The sequence below is a fragment of the Flavobacterium johnsoniae genome (assembly GCF_030388325.1).
In the GTDB taxonomy this organism is placed as follows: Bacteria; Bacteroidota; Bacteroidia; order Flavobacteriales; family Flavobacteriaceae; genus Flavobacterium; species Flavobacterium johnsoniae_C.
On the sequence record NZ_CP103794.1, the window covers coordinates 2,223,128 to 2,245,204 of the forward strand.

The 22,077-nt window shown below is 36.4% G+C and carries 13 protein-coding genes, 2 tRNA genes and 3 rRNA genes; 11 read left to right on the forward strand and 7 right to left on the reverse strand.

The genetic code is table 11. The features are described 5' to 3' along the window. The first annotated feature begins 1 nt into the window (after position 1). Positions 2-382: an ankyrin repeat domain-containing protein gene (locus NYQ10_RS09770; RefSeq protein ID WP_289880383.1), complete on the forward strand. Its 381-nt coding sequence runs from the start codon at positions 2-4 to the stop codon at positions 380-382. Between the two features lie 75 nt (positions 383-457). On the opposite strand, the gene NYQ10_RS09775 is transcribed toward NYQ10_RS09770, so the two are convergent. Further along, positions 458-994, reverse strand: coding sequence for an SRPBCC family protein (locus tag NYQ10_RS09775; RefSeq protein ID WP_289880386.1), 537 nt, complete (start codon positions 992-994; stop codon positions 458-460). 385 nt (positions 995-1,379) lie between these two features. On the opposite strand from NYQ10_RS09775, the gene NYQ10_RS09780 reads away from it, so the two are divergent. After that, positions 1,380-1,757, forward strand: a complete 378-nt coding sequence (locus tag NYQ10_RS09780) for an ankyrin repeat domain-containing protein (RefSeq protein ID WP_289880388.1) — start codon at positions 1,380-1,382, stop codon at positions 1,755-1,757. Between the two features lie 180 nt (positions 1,758-1,937). On the opposite strand, the gene NYQ10_RS09785 is transcribed toward NYQ10_RS09780, so the two are convergent. From NYQ10_RS09785 to NYQ10_RS09810, 6 genes are all read right to left on the reverse strand, one after another. Continuing rightward, the gene (locus tag NYQ10_RS09785; RefSeq protein ID WP_289880390.1) at positions 1,938-5,036 is read right to left on the reverse strand and encodes an efflux RND transporter permease subunit; all 3,099 of its coding nucleotides are present in this window, start codon (positions 5,034-5,036) and stop codon (positions 1,938-1,940) included. A gap of 3 nt (positions 5,037-5,039) precedes the next feature. After that, the gene (locus NYQ10_RS09790; RefSeq protein ID WP_289880391.1) at positions 5,040-6,125 is read right to left on the reverse strand and encodes an efflux RND transporter periplasmic adaptor subunit; all 1,086 of its coding nucleotides are present in this window, start codon (positions 6,123-6,125) and stop codon (positions 5,040-5,042) included. A gap of 13 nt (positions 6,126-6,138) precedes the next feature. Beyond that, positions 6,139-7,386: a TolC family protein gene (locus NYQ10_RS09795; protein WP_289880393.1), complete on the reverse strand. Its 1,248-nt coding sequence runs from the start codon at positions 7,384-7,386 to the stop codon at positions 6,139-6,141. Between the two features lie 84 nt (positions 7,387-7,470). Continuing rightward, positions 7,471-8,832 carry a HAMP domain-containing sensor histidine kinase gene (locus NYQ10_RS09800; protein WP_289880395.1) on the reverse strand — a complete coding sequence of 454 codons (1,362 nt, stop codon included), beginning with the start codon at positions 8,830-8,832 and terminating at the stop codon, positions 7,471-7,473. Continuing rightward, positions 8,829-9,509: a response regulator transcription factor gene (locus tag NYQ10_RS09805; protein WP_289880398.1), complete on the reverse strand. Its 681-nt coding sequence runs from the start codon at positions 9,507-9,509 to the stop codon at positions 8,829-8,831. Before NYQ10_RS09805 ends, NYQ10_RS09800 begins: the two co-directional genes overlap by 4 nt. Before the next feature lie 65 nt (positions 9,510-9,574). Continuing rightward, positions 9,575-10,663: a M42 family metallopeptidase gene (locus NYQ10_RS09810; protein WP_289880400.1), complete on the reverse strand. Its 1,089-nt coding sequence runs from the start codon at positions 10,661-10,663 to the stop codon at positions 9,575-9,577. An 80-nt stretch (positions 10,664-10,743) separates the two neighbouring features. On the opposite strand from NYQ10_RS09810, the gene NYQ10_RS09815 reads away from it, so the two are divergent. From NYQ10_RS09815 to NYQ10_RS09855, 9 genes are all read left to right on the forward strand, one after another. Beyond that, complete coding sequence (locus NYQ10_RS09815; protein ID WP_289880402.1) at positions 10,744-11,430, forward strand: DUF4294 domain-containing protein; 687 nt, start codon at positions 10,744-10,746, stop codon at positions 11,428-11,430. Positions 11,431-12,424: 994 nt separating this feature from the next. Further along, a 16S ribosomal RNA gene (locus NYQ10_RS09820) occupies positions 12,425-13,938 on the forward strand. A 125-nt stretch (positions 13,939-14,063) separates the two neighbouring features. Beyond that, positions 14,064-14,137: transfer RNA gene (locus tag NYQ10_RS09825), tRNA-Ile, on the forward strand. 107 nt (positions 14,138-14,244) lie between these two features. Further along, positions 14,245-14,318, forward strand: a tRNA-Ala gene (locus NYQ10_RS09830). A gap of 129 nt (positions 14,319-14,447) precedes the next feature. Further along, positions 14,448-17,329 (forward strand): 23S ribosomal RNA (locus NYQ10_RS09835). A gap of 182 nt (positions 17,330-17,511) precedes the next feature. Next, positions 17,512-17,621 (forward strand): 5S ribosomal RNA (rrf, locus tag NYQ10_RS09840). The 16S, 23S and 5S rRNA genes sit together here with 2 tRNA genes alongside, the layout of an rRNA operon. Positions 17,622-17,866: 245 nt before the next feature. Next, positions 17,867-18,310, forward strand: coding sequence for a PepSY-like domain-containing protein (locus NYQ10_RS09845; RefSeq protein WP_289880404.1), 444 nt, complete (start codon positions 17,867-17,869; stop codon positions 18,308-18,310). Between the two features lie 145 nt (positions 18,311-18,455). Further along, positions 18,456-19,484 (forward strand): LacI family DNA-binding transcriptional regulator, encoded by a 1,029-nt coding sequence (locus NYQ10_RS09850; protein WP_289880406.1) that lies wholly within the window; start codon positions 18,456-18,458, stop codon positions 19,482-19,484. A 279-nt stretch (positions 19,485-19,763) separates the two neighbouring features. After that, on the forward strand, positions 19,764-21,917 hold the full coding sequence (locus tag NYQ10_RS09855; protein WP_289880408.1) for an alpha-glucuronidase family glycosyl hydrolase: 2,154 nt from the start codon (positions 19,764-19,766) through the stop codon (positions 21,915-21,917). Positions 21,918-22,077 lie beyond the last annotated feature (160 nt).

Genomic DNA, 22,077 nt, shown 5'->3' on the forward strand with positions numbered 1-22,077 from the left:
CATGAAAAAAACAGTAATCGTTTTAGGAACTGCTTTGTTCCTATTTGCAAATTCCGTAACAGCTTCAAATCAAAAGCTTAGAGTTAAAAATCTAACGGAGATTTCTACTTATTTATCATCTCCCTTGCATGTCGCAATATGTAAAGGCGATGTTGAAAGCGTGAGAAAAATTATCGAGTATGGCGCAGATGTAAATAAAATTATAAGAAATATGACGCCTTTAATGCTCGCAGCTCGTTATAATCATGTCGAAATCGTTAAAATTTTATTGGCAAAAGGAGCTCTGCCATCAATTGAAAATGAACATGGATTAAGAGCTTTAGATTATGCGAGATATGCGAAGTCAGAAGAATCTATAGCTGTGTTAAAAGGTTTGAAATAAAAGTTCTTCTAATTTTAAAAGAAAAAGCATCATTCTAAATAAATGATGCTTTTTTTATAGAATAAAAATAAAGGATTATTCCATCTTATCTTTAAGATTTTCTAGACCTTTTTGCAAGTCGTTTCCAATCATTTGGTCCATTTTAAGCATCGGAAGCATTATGTTTGTCGGATACGGAATAACGCCGCTGATTGCCCATTTTACTTTTGTTTGATTTCCTCCCAAAGGTTCAGTTGACATAAATCCTACCGCAGTATCTTCCATTGGTTTTTTAAATCGAAGAGCAAAATCAATACGTTTGTTTTCTGTTATTTTAGTGATTTCCTGTTCGCCAACGCCAACTTCTTTTACATCACTTTCCCAAGAAGAGATTGAACCGACAGCGCCATCAGTGCCTTTGTAATTTACTTTCATTTTAGGATCCATATTGGCCCAAACGCTAAATTCATTTTGGTTTTTTAATGATTTTACATAATTAAAAACGCTATCAACAGGTTTGTTAATCGTGATTTCTCTTTCTACAGCATATTCTTTAGGCATAAAATAAGCCGCTATCAGAATAATTGAAATAATTAAAATTAGAACGACAAGAATTCTTTTAATAATGATCATAACATTTTGGTTTTATGGTTACTACTTCAGTGATTTCTCTTTATATAAAAGCAATTGTTGCTATTTAATTTTCGTCTTTTTTTATTTGAATGTCTAGTAAAGTTAAATAATTATGGACTGTAATTGTACTGATAATAAAAAAAAGAGCATTATCCTGTAAATTTTTTCCTCTTAAGTGTAACATTTTGGATTTATCTGCGTCTATTAATGTAAATCTAATCAATTTGGTAACGTTAAGTTCTTAATTATTATGGTTTTATTAAGCAAATGTTAAGTATTAGTTAAAACATGGTACTTTGTATTGCATAATACGATTAAATAATTACCTTTGAAATAGAAATTAAAAATCATCAATAAATCAATCATTTAACAACAATCAATCATTATGAAAAAATCAGTTATTATTTTAGGAGTAGCCTTATTATCATTAGGAAATGTAGCAATGGCTTCAAACGGAGTTTCATCTTTAGAAAATAAAGTTGAACGCACTAAAATCTATACATCACCTTTAACAGTTGCAATTAGTAAAGGAGATCTTGAAACAGTAAAGAAATTTATTGAGTACGGAGTAGACGTAAACCAAATGTCTGAAGATCTTTCACCACTAATGATGGCTGCACGTTATAACAAGGTAGAAATTATTAAAGTTTTATTAGCGAATGGAGCACGTGCTAATGATAAAAATGAAAGAGGATTAACCGCATTAAAATATGCAGAATTATCAAACGCTAAAGATGCAATTGCAATTCTAAAGAGTTTGTAATAAACAGTTTAAGACTTTGAGTTAGTGAACAAAATGACCTTTCTGAGCAAAAGGTCATTTTTTTTGCTTTATATTTTCTTTTTATCAATTAGTGAAAACAAAAAAGCACCATTACAAGAATGATGCTTTTCCTTTTTTAAACCCAACAATTGATTTAAAAAAATCTAAAAAAATAAATTATTATTCGATTGGTACATGTTTCTTACGATTGAATACCCAAAATAGAATTGGGAAAACCAATAATGTCAAAACTGTTGCTGTTATCAAACCTCCGATGATTACTATGGCAAGAGGTTTTTGTGATTCTGAACCAATTCCTGTAGAAATTGCTGCAGGCATTAATCCTATAGAAGCCATTAAAGCAGTCATTACTACGGCTCTTGTTCGTGCTTTTACTCCCATAAAAATGGATTCTTCGAGCGTAAACTTGGCCTTTAAATTATGATGGAATTCAGATATAAGAATTACACCATTTTGAATACAAATTCCTAAAAGGGCAATAAAACCAACTCCAGCCGAGATTCCGAAATTCATTCCAGTAATATGCAGCGCAATAATTCCACCAATTATGGCAAACGGAACATTGGCTAAAACAAGAAGAGAATCTTTAAAGTTTCCAAACAATATAAATAATAGAACAAAAATTCCAATTAAACTGATTGGTACAACCTGAGCCAAACGCGCACTTGCACGAACTTGATTTTCAAATTCTCCTGTCCAACCTGTTGTATATCCTGCAGGAAGTTTCAATTTATTTACTTTTGCTTGAGCTTCGGCAATTGTACTTCCTAAATCTCGATCACGAACAGAGAACTTTACTCCAATAAAACGTTTGGTGTTATCTCTATAAATAAATGCTGGACCTGTGATTGTTTTAATATCACAAATTTCTTTTAAAGGAATTTTTACACCACTAATGGTTGGTACTTTAATTTCTTCTAAATCTTTTTCATCTTTTCTGTATTCTTTAGAAAAACGAACTCGAACATCAAATTTCTTTTCGTCTTCATATTTTTCAGTTGCTGTTTTTCCTCCAAAAGCTAATTCTAAAACAGCTTGAGCATCACTTAATGTTACGCCGTAAGCTGCCATTTTTTCACGATCTAAGATTACACTTATCTCTGGCTGACCCACATTTCGAAGAATTCCCGCATCTTTTATACCTGGAATATCTTTAATTTGAGATAAAACTTCATTGGCAAGCTGATCCAATTTATTTAAATCGTCTCCGTAAATTTTTACCGCATTCGAAGCTTTAAATCCAGCAACGGATTCTGCAACGTTATCAATTACTGGTTGCGAATAATTATACGTAATTCCTTGATGAACTTTCAGTTTATTATCCATTTCATTGATTAATTCATCCATCGAAATCTTACGTTTCCATTCTGCTTTTGGCAATAAATCAACCTGAAGCTGAATGAATCCAAAACCATTTGGATCGGTTCCATCATTACTACGACCGGTTTGAGACAACACTTTTTTCACTTCAGGAAAACTTTCTAAGTCTTTTCTAATCATTGCTGCCGTTTTAACACTTTCTGGAAGCGAAGTACTCATTGGTAATTCTGCTGTAACCCATAAAGCTCCTTCATTTAATTGCGGTAAAAATTCTGTTCCTAAGAAACCAGCAGAAAAGAAAACCGCAGCCAATAATCCTGTAGAAGCAATTAAAGTTTGAATTTTATGTTTAAAGGTCCACGCAAATCCTTTAGAAACAATTCTGTCCCAAAAATTCACAAATGGGTTATGTTTTTCTTTCACATTTTTATTTAATAAAATATGAGAAAGAACCGGAACCAAAGTCAAAGTGAAAATTAATGCTCCAAGTAACGCAAAACCTAAAGTAAAGGCTAGGGGAGAAAACATTTTTCCTTCTACTTTCTGGAATGAGAAAATAGGAAGTAAAGCTGTAATAATAATCAGTTTTGAGAAAAAGATGGCTTTACCCATTTCAGTTCCTGTTTTTTTGATTAAGCTTCCTTTGGCAATTTTATTAAATTTCTCCATTCCCAATTGATGCGCTCGATGATCTAAGACGACAAATAATCCTTCGACCATTACGACGGCACCATCAATGATAATTCCGAAATCGACTGCACCTAAACTTAATAAGTTGGCGCTCATACCCATCATTTTCAAACATAAAAAGGCAAATAACAGAGAAAGCGGAATTACAATTGATACCGTAAAAGTGGTTCTCCAATCGGCCATAAAAAGGAATACTACGACTGTAACCAGAATAATACCTTCAAATAAATTGTGCATTACGGTTTCGGTCGTGAAATTCATCAAATTATCACGATCGTAAAAAGTCTCAATTTTAATATCTTTCGGAAGAACATTATCGTTTAAGTCTTGAATTTTCGCTTTAATTAAAGCCAAAGTTTCCTGCGGATTTTCGCCTTTTCGCATCACAACAATTCCTTCTACGGCATCGTCATTATTTCCTAAACCAGTTTGTCCAACTCTTGGCATTGAACTTTCGTAAACTTCTGCCAAGTTTTTAACCAAAATCGGATTTCCTCCAGCATCGTCTACAATAATATTTCCAATATCTTCTTTAGACTTCAATAAACCAACTCCACGAACAACAAATGCTTGTCCATTTTTCTCAATAACGTCACCGCCAACATTTAAGTTGCCTGCATTTACGGCATTATAAACTTGCAAAGGCGTAATATTATATTTGGCTAATTTGATAGGATCAACTCCAACTTCATAAGTTTTAGTTTGTCCTCCAAAAACGTTTAAATCGGCAACACCAGGAAGAGAGCGTAATTGTTTGTCAATTACCCAGTTTTGGTAAGTCAATAATTCTCTACTGTCTCTGCTGTTACTTTTTACAATGTATCTGAAAATTTCTCCAGTTGGACCATAAGGCGGCTGAACATCTGGTTCAACATCATCTGGAAGCGAAACATTTTTAAGTAAATTGTTTACCTGAAAACGCGCAAAAGTATCATCAACACCATCATCAAAAATGATTTTTATAACCGATAAACCGAACATAGTAATACTTCTCACACTTGTTTTCTTCTGAACAGAGTTCATCGAAATTTCAATCGGAGACGTTACAAAACGTTCTACTTCTTCGGCACTTTTTCCGTTCCACTGTGTGATAATAATAATTTGCGTATTGGTAACGTCTGGAAAGGCGTCAATAGGCATATTTTTGAAAGAAATAAATCCCGCAACAGCCAATAATCCAACCCAAAAGAAGGTAAATGCTTTATTCTTAAGCGAAAAAGCAATAATATTTTTTATGAATTTGTTCATGTCTTAATTATTTAAAGCACCATAAATAAACAGCTGATTGTTTGTGATTACTTTCTCGTTTTCTTTTAATCCGCTTGAGATATAAGTTGTATCTCCAACTACTCGGTATACTTCAACTTGTCTGGTTTCTATATTATTACGGTCTTTAAATACCACAACAAAGTTTTTACTTTTATCAAACACAATTGCTTTACTTGGTACAGCTATCATATTTTGATTTTCATTAAAAGACAATTTAATATTGGCATTCATATCTGGTTTAAGAAGATAATCTGGATTATTTAATTTAATTCTTGCCTGCATTGCTTTTGTTTCAGGATCAATCACATTGTAAATTTTGTCTACTTTTCCATTAAAAGTTTTGTCAGGATAACTTAAAGTTGTCACGGCAGCAGAAGTTCCAAGTTTTACTTTATTGATATCAATTTCATTAATGTTTGCCATTGCCCAAACTTCGCTGATTTCTGCAATGTCAAAAATGTTCTCAGAACGATCATTACGCAAAAGCATATCTTGATTGATGCTTTTTTGAATAATAAAGCCGCTTATCGGAGCTGTAACTTCATAAATAGATCCAGCTTTAATATTATAAATTTTATAAGTTTCTTGAATTTTACTCAATTGAGACTGCGCTTTATTGACTTCAGATTTTGCTTGAAGAACATCGCTTTCAGAATTTAATTTTCCGTCAAATAATTCTTGAGCTACTTTCAAATTGTTTTTTGCAACAAGTAAATCACTTTTAGCATCAATTGATTGTTTTTCAAAATCGGCAACATCGGTACTTTTTATAGTTGCTAGAACTTGTCCTTTTTTGACATAATCACCAAGTTCAACGTTTACTTTCATAACATTTCCACCAACTAGTGGATAAACGTCAATCATTTTATTGTTGTCAGCTGTAATTTTTCCGTAAAAACTTAGTTCATTTTTTAAGGGCAACATTTCCGCATTTGCAGTAGTTGTCGTTTTCAGCATATCGTTACTTAAAACAAAAGAAGTATTTGTTTCAGGATTTTCAACTTCTTTTTTGCAGCTTGTCAGAGATAGACTTACAATTGCGATTCCTAAGAATAATATATGTTTCATTTCTATAATTTTTTTAAAATAAATCTTTGTTGATGGTACTGTTTAATTCTTCGCCAGCTATTACGACTTTCTTCTTCAATTCGTTTAGCTGAATTATCGCTTGATTGTAGCTTTCCATAAAATCGGTGAATTCTAAAAGGCTGACATTTCGTTTTTGGAAATTCGTTAGCATTCCGTTATAAACAGCTTCAAAGTCAGAATTTACAGTAGGTTTAATTACAGAATAGTTTTGTCTAGATTCATCCCATTTAGTCCATGCAGCAGTAATTTCTGTTTGTAGTTGCAATTCAAAATTTTGTTTTTCAATTTTTGACTGTTCTAAAATAGTTTGAGCATATTTAATGTTCCCTTTGTTTTTGTTCCAAAGAGGCAACGGAATTCCAACGCTCACATTTGCTTCACGATTAAAAGCTCCACTTCGTTGATCGTAATTTGCACCAAATGTGATATCAGGAACAGAAAGAGATTTTTGCCATTTAACGTTTAATTCATTAGCATCAATTTCTTTTTGTTTGGCTAAATAATCGGGACGATTCGCTATTGCTTGCTCTTCAAAACCTTTAAGATCAAAGTCAATAACTTTTAAATATTTATTAGAATCATCTTTGCTAACTTGAGGAATTACATTTTCAGTTTCATTCATTAGAAGTTTCAAATTAGCTTGCTCTTCAATATTATCGTTTATTACTTCTAAGCGCTCATTTTTAAAATTAAGATACAACGACTGTAAACGAACAACATCTTTAAGCGGAATATTCCCTTTTTGCGCTTGAATAGAATACGAATTAATCAAGTTTTCTATGTGAGCCAATTGCTTATCTGTGTTTTCAAGATTTTTAGAATTGTAATACACCGTGTAAAAACTTTTACGCAATTGAAATTTTAAAGTTCGAAGCAAATCATTAAACTGAAGCTCTGCTAATTTTTCATTTGCTTGAGCTAGTTTTACTTCATTTCGTTTTTTTCCGCCAAGGTAAATAAGCTGTTCGATAGCAAAGACTTTTTGACCTTCTTTACCAATATCAAAAAACTTATCTCGTTCTGGATTATAGGCATTTAATTCTGCCGAAATGGTCGGATTATCCCAAATACGAGCTTGAATCGTTAGGGCTTTAGAAGCATCAATATTATACTGAGATGCCAATAAAAATAGATTCTTTTTTAAAAATTGGGTTTCACAGTCTTGAAGAGTAACTGTTTTTTGAGCTATTGCAGCTTGATTGAGAAGTGCAAATAACAGCAGTGCGAATAACTTTTTCATTGTATCATCTTTAATTTATACAAATATGCTATCAACTGGCTTTAAGAGACCTTAAAATCTACCTTAAAAATAGCTTAAAAAAGTTTACAAATTAAAAAATAACTGAAATAAATTCGTGTTAATATTTGGTATTGAGTAGATTATGTTTGCTTTGTGTAAAGTTAATATCCTTTGAACAATTCTTAAACCAAGCCCAAAACCTGAAGTTCCTTTAGAATTTTGCCCGCGCATAAAAGGTTGAAAAAGATTTTTTTGTTCTTCTTCACTTAATGTGTTTCCGGTATTAGAAACCGATACAATTAAATGGTAATGATCGGTGCTTATTTTTACTTTAGCCTGTTTGTTATCAGAGTAAACACAAGCATTTTTTAGAACATTCGTAAGAGCGATTTCTAAAAGATTTTTGTTTCCTTGTATTTCTAAGGCAGTATCAAGATTGTCACTTTCTTCAATTTCAAAAAGAATGACAAAATCCGGAAAAGCTTTATTGATTTTTTCGATAGAAGAAAATAAGATTTCGTCTATTCGTTGCGTTTCGTGAGTTTCAGTTCTTTTATTGTCTATTTTAGAAAGAATAAGAAGAGAGTGAATTAATTCGCTTAAATGATTAACATCACTCAATATTCCATTTAAGAAAGATTTGTTTTTTGGTTGAATATCAGGATCAGAAATGGCATTTTCAATTTGCGAAGTCATTCGCGAAAGCGGTGTTCTTAATTCGTGAGAGGCGTGAGCTGTAAATTCCTTTTGTTTTTGGTACGAAATTTCAATTCGATCCATCATAAAATTGAATTCATCCGCAATCAAATCAATTTCATTTTTACTGCTTTTAGATTCAATTCTGGTGTCTAGATTGTTTTCGTTTATATTTTTTATTTTTTGATGAAAATCATTCAACGGATTCATCAATTTTCTAACAGTAAAAGAAGTAATAACCCAACATAAACAAGTGAAGAAAATGTAAGATATAATTAAAGTGTAACGTAAAAAAAGCAATTTCTTTTTTCCGTAATCATCTGTCGCCGATATTAAGGCATAAAAATCTTTATCATTAGTATCATAAAAAACGCCATAAACTTCGTAATCGCCTTGCTGTTTAAAAAACGTTTTGTTTTTCTTTAAGTATTTTAAATCATCAACAGACCAATTAATTTTGGCATCGTCGATACTGCTGTAAATAAGTTTGTAATTAGAATCAAAAACTAAAGTCTTTTCATCGTATAATTTATTAATGGAATTTTGATCAATGATTTTTAAAAGCTGATTATCAACTTGTTTTACATTTACCAACAATTTTATGTTAGACAAAGCCTTAATTTCTAAACGATCACGGAATTCTTCTTTTCTATAATTAGAATATAAAACAAATATCACAGTAGATGCCAGTCCAAAAAGAATGGTAAACAGCAAACTGACTAAAAGTGATATTCGATTTTTTAATGTCATTCCTGATCGCTTAAATAATATCCGTAGCCGACTTTGGTACGAATAAGTTTGGTTTCGTGATCTTTATCTATTTTTTTTCTTAAAAAGTTGATGTAAACTTCAATCGTATTCTGATTGGTTTCTATATGATAATCCCACAGTTTTTCGGCAATAAACTGTTTCGATAATACTTTTCCTTTTGCATGTGCGAGAATAAGAATCAACTTAAATTCTTTTGGTGTAAGTTTTATTTCTTCGCCAGATCTAAAAACTTTCATTTCATCTTCGAAAATTTCCAAATCTTTAACCACTATTTTGTTCTCGATTTGCTGCGGCACTTCTTTTCTTCTCAAAAGAGATTGAACGCGAGCATACAATTCATCAAAATGAAATGGTTTTACCAGATAATCATCTGCGCCGCTATCAAAAGAAGACAATTTATCTTCAATTTCGCTAAAAGCAGTCAGCATAATAATAGGTGTTTTTTTGTCTATTTCTCGAATGCCTTTGCAAACTTCAATTCCGTTTATTCCAGGAACATTTATATCAAGAATTATAATATCGTAATCATAAGGGAAATATTTTTTCAGTAAAAAAGTTCCATCATAATAAGGAGTACACTCGAATTCTTTAGATGCAAAGAATGTTGAGATTTCTTTAGATAAAGTAAAATCGTCTTCGAGTAGTAGTATTTTCATGTTAGTTTTTATTTGCAAATCTGGTCAAAATAAAATTCAGACCAGATTTACATTAAAGATACATCTTATTTAAAATAAGAAAAAGTCTCGTTGTTTTCAATTTTTAGCAAAGACTCATAAATAAGCTGAATTACATTTTCAACATCATCTCTATGAACCATTTCTACAGTCGTATGCATGTAACGCAAAGGAAGAGAAATTAATGCCGATGGTACACCGCCGTTGCTGTAAGCAAAAGCATCAGTATCTGTACCTGTAGCACGAGATGTAGCGTGTCTTTGAAAAGGAATTTTATTGTTTTCAGCAGTATTTACAATTAAATCACGTAATTTATTTTGAATAGCAGGAGAATAACCAATAACAGGACCCTTACCCATTTTAAGATCTCCTTCAACTTTTTTATCAATCATTGGAGTAGTAGTGTCGTGACAAACATCGGTGACAATAGCAACATTTGGTTTGATTCTGTGCGCAATCATTTCCGCTCCGCGAAGACCAATTTCTTCCTGAACAGAATTTACGATGTATAAACCAAAAGGAAGTTTTTTATTGTTTTCTTTTAATAAACGAGCAACTTCAGCAATCATAAAACCACCCATTCTGTTGTCAATTGCACGACAGACAAATTTATTCTCATTCAAAATCATAAATTCATCCGGATAAGTAATCACGCAACCAACATGAACGCCTAAAGCTTCAACTTGTTCTTTGTTCTCACAACCCAAATCAATAAAGATATTGCTCAATTTCGGAATTTCTTCTTTATCTCTTAAACGAGTATGAATGGCTGGCCAACCAAAAACGCCTTTAACAATTCCATTTTTAGTATGAATGTTAACTCTTTTCGAAGGCGCAATTTGATGATCAGAACCACCATTTCTAATTACATAGATTAACCCATCATCTGTAATATAATTTACATACCAAGAAATTTCGTCCGCATGACCTTCAATAACAACTTTGTACGGAGCATCAGGATTAATTACACCCACAGCTGTTCCGTAAGTATCAGTGATAAAAGTATCAACATAAGGCTCTAGATAATTCATCCAAAGCTTTTGTCCCTCGCTTTCGTAACCAGTAGGAGAGGCATTATTTAGGTAGCTTTCCAAGAAAGCGATAGAAGTATCTTTTAAAATAGATTTCGTGCTCATAAAATATTTTTTTGCTAAAATATAAATTTGGTATTAGAGTTGTGTATAAATATATAATTTTACATTTAAATTATGATTCGATGAGATTAACCAGCTTTGTTTTATTTATATTATTTGTTTCCTTTTCTTGTCACGCCCAGATTACTCCAAAAGAGAATCAACAGATGGGATATATATTAACGGAAAAAGATTCTATTTTAAATGATACTATTCAATTGCCTGAAATAATTATTTCTAAAGAAAAAAAATTAAGCGCAGAAGAAATGAAGCAATTTCAAATTCTTCAGAATAGAGTTTATAAAGTTTATCCCTATGCAAAATTAGCATCAGAACGATTGACGGCGTTAAATAATGGAATGGCGCGTTTAAAAACAAGAAGCGAGAAAAAGAAGTATTTTAAAATTGTAGAAGACTACCTTAATAATGAATTCGAAGAAAGACTTAAAAAGCTTTCGCGAAAACAAGGACAAATATTGGTAAAACTAATTCACAGACAAACAGGAATAACAACTTACGAATTAATCAAAACATTAAAAAGCGGATTCAAAGCATTTGTTTCTAACACAACCGCAAATTTATTTGATATAAGTTTAAAGACAGAATACAAACCTTACGATGTAAATGAAGACTATTTAATTGAGACAATCTTGCTCCGAGCATTTGAATCTGGCCGATTGGTAAATCAAAAACCAGCAACTCCTATTGATTATGACGATTTATCTCTTAAATGGCAACAAAGAGCAAAGGAATTAAATAAACCAAATTAAGTAATTCATAATTCTACTTATATATAGTATACAACCCGACAGATTTGAAAAACCTGTCGGGTTTCTTTTTACATATATATAAGGAAGAAATTAAATCCCGATTTTCCGTAGAGGCGCACTGCAGTGCGTCTTATGCGTAACGCATATATAAAGGGAAAAAAAATAATGCACACTACAATATAGAAGAGCTTTGGGTTTTAATTATTTTCAGGAGCTGTTTCCCGCTATCCGCTGCAATCTTTTTATGGCGAACCCCGCCCCAAAAGGATTTCCTCCCGAAGCTTCGGGACTATCGGGGCTATAAATCCCGTCTTGGGAAGGGCTTTTTTGCTAAAAATGGATTTTTCCGTAATTAGAGAAAGGGCGGAAAACGTCCGCCAAACCTGAAAACCCGCAAAAACGGGAATGCGGAAGCGGCAGCAGACAGGAAATCCATAGCCAAACGGAGAAAATCCTTACGGGAAGCCAAAAAACTTCAAAGCGTAAAGAAGCCGTTATCAGTAAGTTAAAAAATAATTTGAGAAAAGGCGAAAAAAAGGCGTCCAAAAGTATTGTATAACTGGAAAAAGGTTCTACTTTTGCACCCGCAATCAGCAAGACGCTCATCGAAATACTGCCAGGAAATAAGAATCGAAAGAAAAGAGATTTTCGAAAAAAAGATTCGGAAAAGCTTGCAGGAAAAGAAAAAGGGTTTTACATTTGCACCCCGCAAAACAGGGAAGGTTCATTGATAGATTGGAAGGGAAAATGGGAAAATGGAAACGAAAAAAAAGTTTCAAATTTTTTGAATTTTTTCTTGCAGGAAATAAAAAGAAGTTTTAGTTTTGCACCCGCTTTGAGAGATAAGCGAAAAACAAAAGAAGACACGTTCGTAGACATATTGAATTGACAGCCGTTTTGAAAGAGATTTCAAAACAGAAAAAATAAGAGTAATGGAATCGAGAGATTCGAAAAGAACCGACTGGAAAAGCATCGCATAATAATATAAAAATATACGATGAAGAGTTTGATCCTGGCTCAGGATGAACGCTAGCGGCAGGCTTAACACATGCAAGTCGAGGGGTAGGATTCTTCGGAATCTGAGACCGGCGCACGGGTGCGTAACGCGTATGCAATCTGCCTTTCACAGAGGGATAGCCCAGAGAAATTTGGATTAATACCTCATAGCATTATAGGATGGCATCATCTTATAATTAAAGTCACAACGGTGAAAGATGAGCATGCGTCCCATTAGCTAGTTGGTAAGGTAACGGCTTACCAAGGCGACGATGGGTAGGGGTCCTGAGAGGGAGATCCCCCACACTGGTACTGAGACACGGACCAGACTCCTACGGGAGGCAGCAGTGAGGAATATTGGTCAATGGGCGCAAGCCTGAACCAGCCATGCCGCGTGCAGGATGACGGTCCTATGGATTGTAAACTGCTTTTGTACGGGAAGAAACACTCCTTCGTGAAGGAGCTTGACGGTACCGTAAGAATAAGGATCGGCTAACTCCGTGCCAGCAGCCGCGGTAATACGGAGGATCCAAGCGTTATCCGGAATCATTGGGTTTAAAGGGTCCGTAGGCGGTCTTGTAAGTCAGTGGTGAAAGCCCATCGCTCAACGGTGGAACGGCCATTGATACTGCAGGACTTGAATTATTGGGAAGTAACTAGAATATGTAGTGTAGCGGTGAAATGCTTAGAGATTACATGGAATACCAATTGCGAAGGCAGGTTACTACCAATCGATTGACGCTGATGGACGAAAGCGTGGGTAGCGAACAGGATTAGATACCCTGGTAGTCCACGCCGTAAACGATGGATACTAGCTGTTGGGGGCAACTTCAGTGGCTAAGCGAAAGTGATAAGTATCCCACCTGGGGAGTACGAACGCAAGTTTGAAACTCAAAGGAATTGACGGGGGCCCGCACAAGCGGTGGAGCATGTGGTTTAATTCGATGATACGCGAGGAACCTTACCAAGGCTTAAATGCAGACTGACCGATTTGGAAACAGATCTTTCGCAAGACAGTTTACAAGGTGCTGCATGGTTGTCGTCAGCTCGTGCCGTGAGGTGTCAGGTTAAGTCCTATAACGAGCGCAACCCCTGTTGTTAGTTGCCAGCGAGTCATGTCGGGAACTCTAACAAGACTGCCAGTGCAAACTGTGAGGAAGGTGGGGATGACGTCAAATCATCACGGCCCTTACGCCTTGGGCTACACACGTGCTACAATGGCCGGTACAGAGAGCAGCCACTGGGCGACCAGGAGCGAATCTATAAAGCCGGTCACAGTTCGGATCGGAGTCTGCAACTCGACTCCGTGAAGCTGGAATCGCTAGTAATCGGATATCAGCCATGATCCGGTGAATACGTTCCCGGGCCTTGTACACACCGCCCGTCAAGCCATGGAAGCTGGGGGTGCCTGAAGTCGGTGACCGCAAGGAGCTGCCTAGGGTAAAACTGGTAACTAGGGCTAAGTCGTAACAAGGTAGCCGTACCGGAAGGTGCGGCTGGAACACCTCCTTTCTAGAGCCCAATCCGTTAGCCGCAAGGCACGATTGGGAAATAAGATGCCGGACGGTAGGTTTGGAATCGTGATTGCATTACTCTTGCTGTTAATTTAAAAAAATGATGAAAATTAAGTAAAACAGAGTCTCGTAGCTCAGCTGGTTAGAGTACTACACTGATAATGTAGGGGTCGGCAGTTCGAGTCTGCCCGGGACTACTATTTGGCTTGATTTGAAGGAAATTCTGGAAGCTGGGATTCACCAAAGGAAATTAGAGAAGAATTAGAAATCTAAAATCTGAATTCTAAAATCTAAGATTCAAAATGGGGGATTAGCTCAGCTGGCTAGAGCGCCTGCCTTGCACGCAGGAGGTCAACGGTTCGACTCCGTTATTCTCCACAGTTCCGAAAGGAAAAAAGTTCATTGACATATTGAGATAAGAAAATAATAAGAAAGTAGAAAGCGTTTTTCTGATTCTAACAGATAGGAAAAACAAAAAAAACGGTCATAATTGATTTTATGATTGGTGCAATAAGCAAAATAAGGGCGCATGGGGAATGCCTAGGCTCTCAGAGGCGAAGAAGGACGTGATAAGCTGCGAAAAGCTGCGGGGACTGGCACACACAGATCGATGCGCAGATATCCGAATGGGGCAACCCGCTATGCTGAAGGCATAGCACACCGATAGGTGGGCAAACCCGCTGAACTGAAACATCTAAGTAGGCGGAGGAGAAGAAAACAAAAGTGATTCCGTAAGTAGTGGCGAGCGAACGCGGATTAGCCCAAACCAGTTATGTTACGGCATAGCTGGGGTTGTAGGACCACGGCATTTTATGTGCAAGGAACCGGAAGCTTCTGGAAAGGAGCGCCATAGAGGGTGACAGCCCCGTATGGGTAACGAGCATAATAGATAGTGGTATCCTGAGTAGGGCGGGGCACGTGAAACCCTGTCTGAATTTGGCGGGACCATCCGCTAAGGCTAAATACTCCTGAGAGACCGATAGTGAACCAGTACCGTGAGGGAAAGGTGAAAAGAACCGTGAATAACGGAGTGAAATAGATCCTGAAACCATGCGCTTACAAGCGGTCGGAGCCCTTTCGTGGGGTGACGGCGTGCCTTTTGCATAATGAGCCTACGAGTTAACGTTGCCGGCAAGGATAAGTGGTTAAGCCATGGATCCGCAGCGAAAGCGAGTCTGAATAGGGCGCTTTAGTCGGCAGTGTTAGACGCGAAACCGTGTGATCTACCCATGGGCAGGTTGAAGCTGTGGTAACACACAGTGGAGGACCGAACCGGTTGACGTTGAAAAGTCTTCGGATGACCTGTGGGTAGGGGTGAAAGGCCAATCAAACTCGGAAATAGCTCGTACTCCCCGAAATGCATTTAGGTGCAGCGCTGATGACAGTTATATAGAGGTAGAGCTACTGATTGGATGCGGGGGCTTCACCGCCTACCAATTCCTGACAAACTCCGAATGCTATATAATGTTTCACAGCAGTGAGGGCTTGGGTGCTAAGGTCCAAGTCCGAGAGGGAAAGAACCCAGACCATCAGCTAAGGTCCCCAAATATATGTTAAGTTGAAAGAACGAGGTTTGTCTGCCCAGACAGCTAGGATGTTGGCTTGGAAGCAGCCATTCATTTAAAGAGTGCGTAACAGCTCACTAGTCGAGCGGACGAGCATGGATAATAATCGGGCATAAACATATTACCGAAGCTATGGATTTTGCAGCAATGCAAAGTGGTAGGGGAGCATTCTGACAGGGCAGAAGGTGTATCGTAAGGTATGCTGGACCGGTCAGAAAAGAAAATGTAGGCATAAGTAACGATAATGCGGGCGAGAAACCCGCACACCGAAAAACTAAGGTTTCCACAGCTATGCTAATCAGCTGTGGGTTAGTCTGGTCCTAAGGCGAACCCGAAAGGGACAGTCGATGGCCAACGGGTTAATATTCCCGTACTTCTTATTGCTGTGATGGGGTGACGGAGTGATGAAAGCGCCGCGAACTGACGGAATAGTTCGTTAAAGCACCTAGCTATAGGCTCTCTAGGCAAATCCGGAGAGTTTGGTGAAATGCGATAGTACTCGGAGTCTTCGGACAAAGAGATAGTGCGCCTAAGGGCTTCCAAGAAAAACCTCTAAACTTCAGGCAATAAGAACCAGTACCGTAAACCGACACAGGTAGTTGAGGAGAGAATCCTAAGGTGCTCGAGAGATTCATGGCTAAGGAATTAGGCAAAATAGACCTGTAACTTCGGGAGAAAGGTCGCCCCGAGCAATCGGGGCCGCAGTGAAGAGGTCCAGGCGACTGTTTATCAAAAACACAGGGCTCTGCAAAATCGTAAGATGAAGTATAGGGCCTGACACCTGCCCGGTGCTGGAAGGTTAAGAGGAGATGTTATCTTCGGAGAAGCATTGAATTGAAGCCCCAGTAAACGGCGGCCGTAACTATAACGGTCCTAAGGTAGCGAAATTCCTTGTCGGGTAAGTTCCGACCTGCACGAATGGTGTAACGATCTGGACACTGTCTCAGCCATGAGCTCGGTGAAATTGTAGTAACGGTGAAGATGCCGTTTACCCGCAGTGGGACGAAAAGACCCTGTGCACCTTTACTATAGCTTAGTATTGACCTTGGATAAATGATGTGTAGGATAGGTTGGAGACTTTGAAGCGGCGTCGCCAGGCGTTGTGGAGTCATTGTTGAAATACAACCCTTTGTTTATCTGAGGCCTAACCCCGCGATGTGGGGGACAGTGCTTGGTGGGTAGTTTGACTGGGGTGGTCGCCTCCAAAAGAGTAACGGAGGCTTCTAAAGGTTCCCTCAGTACGCTTGGTAACCGTGCGTAGAGTGCAATGGCATAAGGGAGCTTGACTGAGAGACATACAGGTCGATCAGGTACGAAAGTAGAGCATAGTGATCCGGTGGTTCCGCATGGAAGGGCCATCGCTCAAAGGATAAAAGGTACGCCGGGGATAACAGGCTGATCTCCCCCAAGAGCTCATATCGACGGGGGGTTTGGCACCTCGATGTCGGCTCGTCACATCCTGGGGCTGGAGAAGGTCCCAAGGGTTGGGCTGTTCGCCCATTAAAGTGGCACGCGAGCTGGGTTCAGAACGTCGTGAGACAGTTCGGTCTCTATCTACTGCGGGCGTTAGAAATTTGAGTGGATCTGATTCTAGTACGAGAGGACCGAATTGGACTAACCTCTAGTGTATCTGTTGTCCCGCCAGGGGCACCGCAGAGTAGCTACGTTGGGAAGGGATAAGCGCTGAAAGCATATAAGCGCGAAACCCACCACAAGATGAGATTTCTTTTAAGGATCGTGGAAGATGACCACGTTGATAGGCTACAGATGTAAAGGCAGTAATGTCACAGTCGAGTAGTACTAATAATCCGTAAGCTTATGCACGCCTTTTTCCCGATCCGCCCAGCGGATCGGGAAGGAACTTTCTAAAATATTCTTCTTTTCTTTATCTCAGTATGTTAAAATATTTGCTCGACGCGAGTAAGTCGTAAAGAGGAAAGTCAAAAGTTAAAAAGCCGCAATAATGGCTTTAGGCTTTATGACCTTAAACTTTAGACTAAAAACCTTAAGGTGGTTATTGCGGCGGGGCTCACCTCTTCCCATCCCGAACAGAGAAGTTAAGCCCGCCTGCGCAGATGGTACTGCAGTCATGTGGGAGAGTATGTCGTCGCCTTTCTTTTGAAAACCCTATCCTAATCGGATGGGGTTTTCTGTTTTTATAGCTTTTCGGAAATATTTTGAATGCATTTCCTGGCTCCAAACTTTATGGGCAAAACATAAGTTTTGAAAATAAGTTATGTTTAAAATTCTTTGTAAATCAGTTTGTTATGTGTGATTTAAAAACTAAAAATTTCTTAAAATTATTTGAATGCATTTTTTGAAGTAGTAAATTAGTAATAATGCACTTAAATGAATGTAATTATGAAAAAGATATTTTTTGCTATAGCTTTGTTAATCTTAACAATCTCGGCCAACGCACAGAAGAAAATTGAAGTAACTGAACTGCCAAAACCAGCGCAGGAATTTTTGAAGAAGCATTTTAGTCATACTTCAGTAGAAAAAGCTAAAAAAGATCCCGAACATGGCGAAAAGGGCTATGAAGTTAAACTGAAAGATGGGACAGAAGTAGAGTTTTGGAAAGATGGTTCATATCGAGAAGTTGATGGAGGAGATAAACCAATTCCAACCGCTTTTATTCCTGATAATATAAATGCTTATGTAGCCAAAAATCATCCAAGAGAAAAAATAACGCATATCGATTATGGTCATAAAGATTTAGATGTTGATTTGACCAATAAAATCGATTTGGAATTTACCAAAGATGGTAAAATTCTAAAAGACAAAAAGAAAGATGTCAATAAGTAGATAATATATTGTTTAGATAAATTCCCTATTTGCAACATACTTTTAAATAGTATATTGTAAATAGGGAATTTTATTTATCGCTAATTTTCAAGAAAGAGCATCTTGTTTGAAAATAGTTTATATTTACATTTCTATTTTTTATTTCATGGAAGAAAATAAACATGTAACGATTTACGATATAGCCGAACGTCTAAATTTGGCAACATCAACTATTTCACGCGCTTTAAAAGATCATCATACAATAAGCGACAAGACAATTAAAAAAGTAAAAAAAACTGCTGAAGAAATGGGGTTTGTTCCCAATACTTTAGCAGCAGGTTTGCGTGGAAATAAAACAAGAACGATTGGTGTTTTGATTCCAACTGTTACACAGCCCTTTTTGTCTTCACTTATTAGCGGAATCGAAATCACGGCTCAAAAATCAGATTATACGGTAATTATTATGCAATCGCACGACTCATATGAAGAAGAGGTAAATATGTCCAAATCTTTATACAGCAATCGTGTCAGTGGTGTTATTTGTTCTTTGGCAATGGAAACCAGAGATACGGCACATTTTCATCAGTTTTCAAATAATAATATTCCGTTGGTGTTTGTAGATAGGGTGCCGAAAGATTATAATACTTTTAGGGTGGTAATTGATAATTATACAGCAGGTTATAAAGCAACTAAGCATCTTATAGAACAAGGTTGTATTCGTATTGCGCATTTAACAGCTGGCTCAGAATTAGGAAATTTGTACAACGAAAGAAAAAGAGGTTATATAGAAGCCCTAAAAGATCATAATATTGAAGTAGATGAAGAACTGATTATCAATTTAAATTCAGTTACTTATGAAGATGGTGTAAAAGCTAGCAATGCATTATTCGATTTAAAGCCAATTCCTGACGGATTATTTGCGCCAGGAGATATTTTGGCAGTAAGTGCCGTACAAACAGCTAAAAAACGCGGAATAAAAGTTCCGGAAGAATTTAAAGTAATTGGTTTTAACAATGATCCGATTTCTCAGATTATTGATCCTAATTTATCAACCATAACGCATCCGGCCGAAAAAATGGGAAAAGCAGCGGCCGAAATTATTATCAAAAACCTGAAATCATCTAAAAATGATGATGCCAAAGAAATTACCTTTTTAAATACAGAAGTACTCATAAGAGAATCTTCGCAGAAATAAAATAAATTCAGAATTTCAACCCTGAATTCAACCCCTCCAAAGCAGGATAGTTTTTATAATTATCCTGCTTTTATTTGTTATAGAAATTATTTTTTTGAAAAAAAGACAGCCAAAATTTTTTTCTTAAATAACAATCCTATATTTTTACGCAACCGATTGCAATTATTGTTTTGTTTGGTATAATGTATTTTTTAAATTAAAATTTTGTCAAATACTTTTAAATGTAGACAAAATCTTGATGTTGTAAAAATGAAGAATTGTAAAGTATAAATTAAAACCATGGCTTTATTAAAACTTGTTTTCCTGTTTTTTTTGATTTCCTTTTCGGCTTCGGCGCAAAAGGATTATAAGCTATGGCTTCAGTATAATGTAGTTAATAATTCTGCTTTGGTTTCAGAATACAAAAACAATCTTGGAGGAATTATTGTTTTAGGTAATTCAGAAACTATTAGAATTGCTCAGAAAGAACTTCAAACAGGTTTTGAAAATATGTTAGGAACTATTCTCGAAATCAAACCAAATATAAAAGGAGAAAACAACCTAATAGTTGGTTCACAATTGGATTTAAGTTCCGAAATCAAATCTGAATTGCAAGTGGATTTGGATAAAATCAATAATGAAGGTTTTATAATCAAAACCATTTCCCTTAAAAATAAAAAGCAGATCATTATTACAGGAAAAAATGATGTTGCTGTTTTATACGGAGTTTTTAATTTTCTAAGAATATTGCAAACGAATAAAGCGGTCAAAAATTTAAACATTACGGATTCTCCCAAAATAAATCTTAGAATCCTGAATCATTGGGACAATCTCGATCGAACTGTAGAACGTGGTTATGCTGGATTTTCACTTTGGAATTGGCAGAAATTGCCTGGTTTTATCGATCAACGTTATATTGATTACGCCAGAGCGAATGCCTCAGTCGGAATTAACGGCACAGTTTTAACAAATGTAAATGCAAACGCTTTAATCCTTACTCCGCAATATTTAGATAAAGTGGAAGCATTAGCAAATGTTTTTAGACCTTACGGAATAAAAGTCTATTTAACTGCAAGATTTTCAGCGCCAATTGAAATTGGAAATTTAAAAACTGCTGATCCAAAAGATCCAGAAGTAATTAACTGGTGGAAAAATAAGGCAGCTGAAATCTACAAACAAATACCAGATTTTGGTGGATTTTTGGTAAAAGCCAATTCAGAAGGACAGCCTGGTCCACAAAACTATGGAAAAGATCATGTCGATGGAGCAAATATGCTGGCTGATGCCGTTGCGCCTTTTGGCGGCGTAATTATGTGGAGAGCGTTTGTGTATTCAGAACATGATGCAAACGATCGTGCTAAGCAGGCTTACGCCGAATTTCAGCCGTATGACGGAAAATTCAAAAAAAATGTAATTGTTCAGGTAAAAAACGGAGCGATTGATTTTCAGCCGAGAGAACCGTTCCATCCGTTATTTGGAGCAATGCCGAAAACGCCTTTAATGATGGAGTTTCAAATTACACAGGAATATTTAGGTTTTAGCACCCATTTGGTTTTTCTACCAAAATTATTTCAAGAAGTTCTAGAATCTGATACCTATCAAAAAGGAAAAGGTTCAACGGTTGCTAAAGTTGTCGACGGCACTTTGTATCAAAATAAACTAACAGGAATTGCAGGTGTTGCCAATATAGGAAACGATTTAAACTGGACAGGACATCCTTTTGCACAAGCAAATTGGTATGGCTTTGGAAGACTAGCTTGGAATCCTCATTTAGATTCAGAAACCATTGCTGATGAATGGTTAAGAAGCACTTTCTCTAACGATGAAAATTTCGTTAAGCCTTTAAAGAATATGATGATTGAATCTCGTGAAGCTGTTGTCAATTATATGACGCCGCTCGGTTTACATCATATTATGGATACCGGGCATCATTACGGGCCTGGACCTTGGGTTTCTAATTTATCAAGGCCAGAATGGAATCCGACCTATTATCATAAAGCCGACAAAAACGGAATTGGTTTCGATCGATCAAAATCAGGGACAAATGCCGTTTCGCAATATGCACCAGAAGTTGCCAAACTTTTTGATAATTTAGAAACCTGTCCAGAAAAAGATCTTTTATGGTTTCATCATGTTTCCTGGGATTATAAATTGAAAAACGGACAAACACTTTGGAATGGATTGGCGTTAAAATATCAAGGAGGCGTAAATCAGGTTAAAGAAATGCAAAATGTCTGGAAGAAAAGTGAAAAGTATATTGACAGCGAACGTTTCAACGAAGTCAAAATGTTGTTAGAAATTCAGCATGAAGAAACAAAATGGTGGCGAGATGCCTGTTTGCTTTATTTTCAACAGTTTTCAGGAAAAGAACTTCCAGAAGCAGTAGAAAAACCAACGCAAACTTTAGAGTATTTTAAATCGTTAAAATTTCCTTTTGCGCCAGGGAATGGATAAATAAAAAATAAAACAAACACATAGAAACATAGATTTATATTTAACTCAAAAAAGATTAAAGAAAGAAACTAGTTTCGCTCACATGGCTATGTTTATTAATGTATGCGAAACGCCTTTGTAGACAAAGAAAAAACTATGTTTCTACGTGTTTAAAAAATAG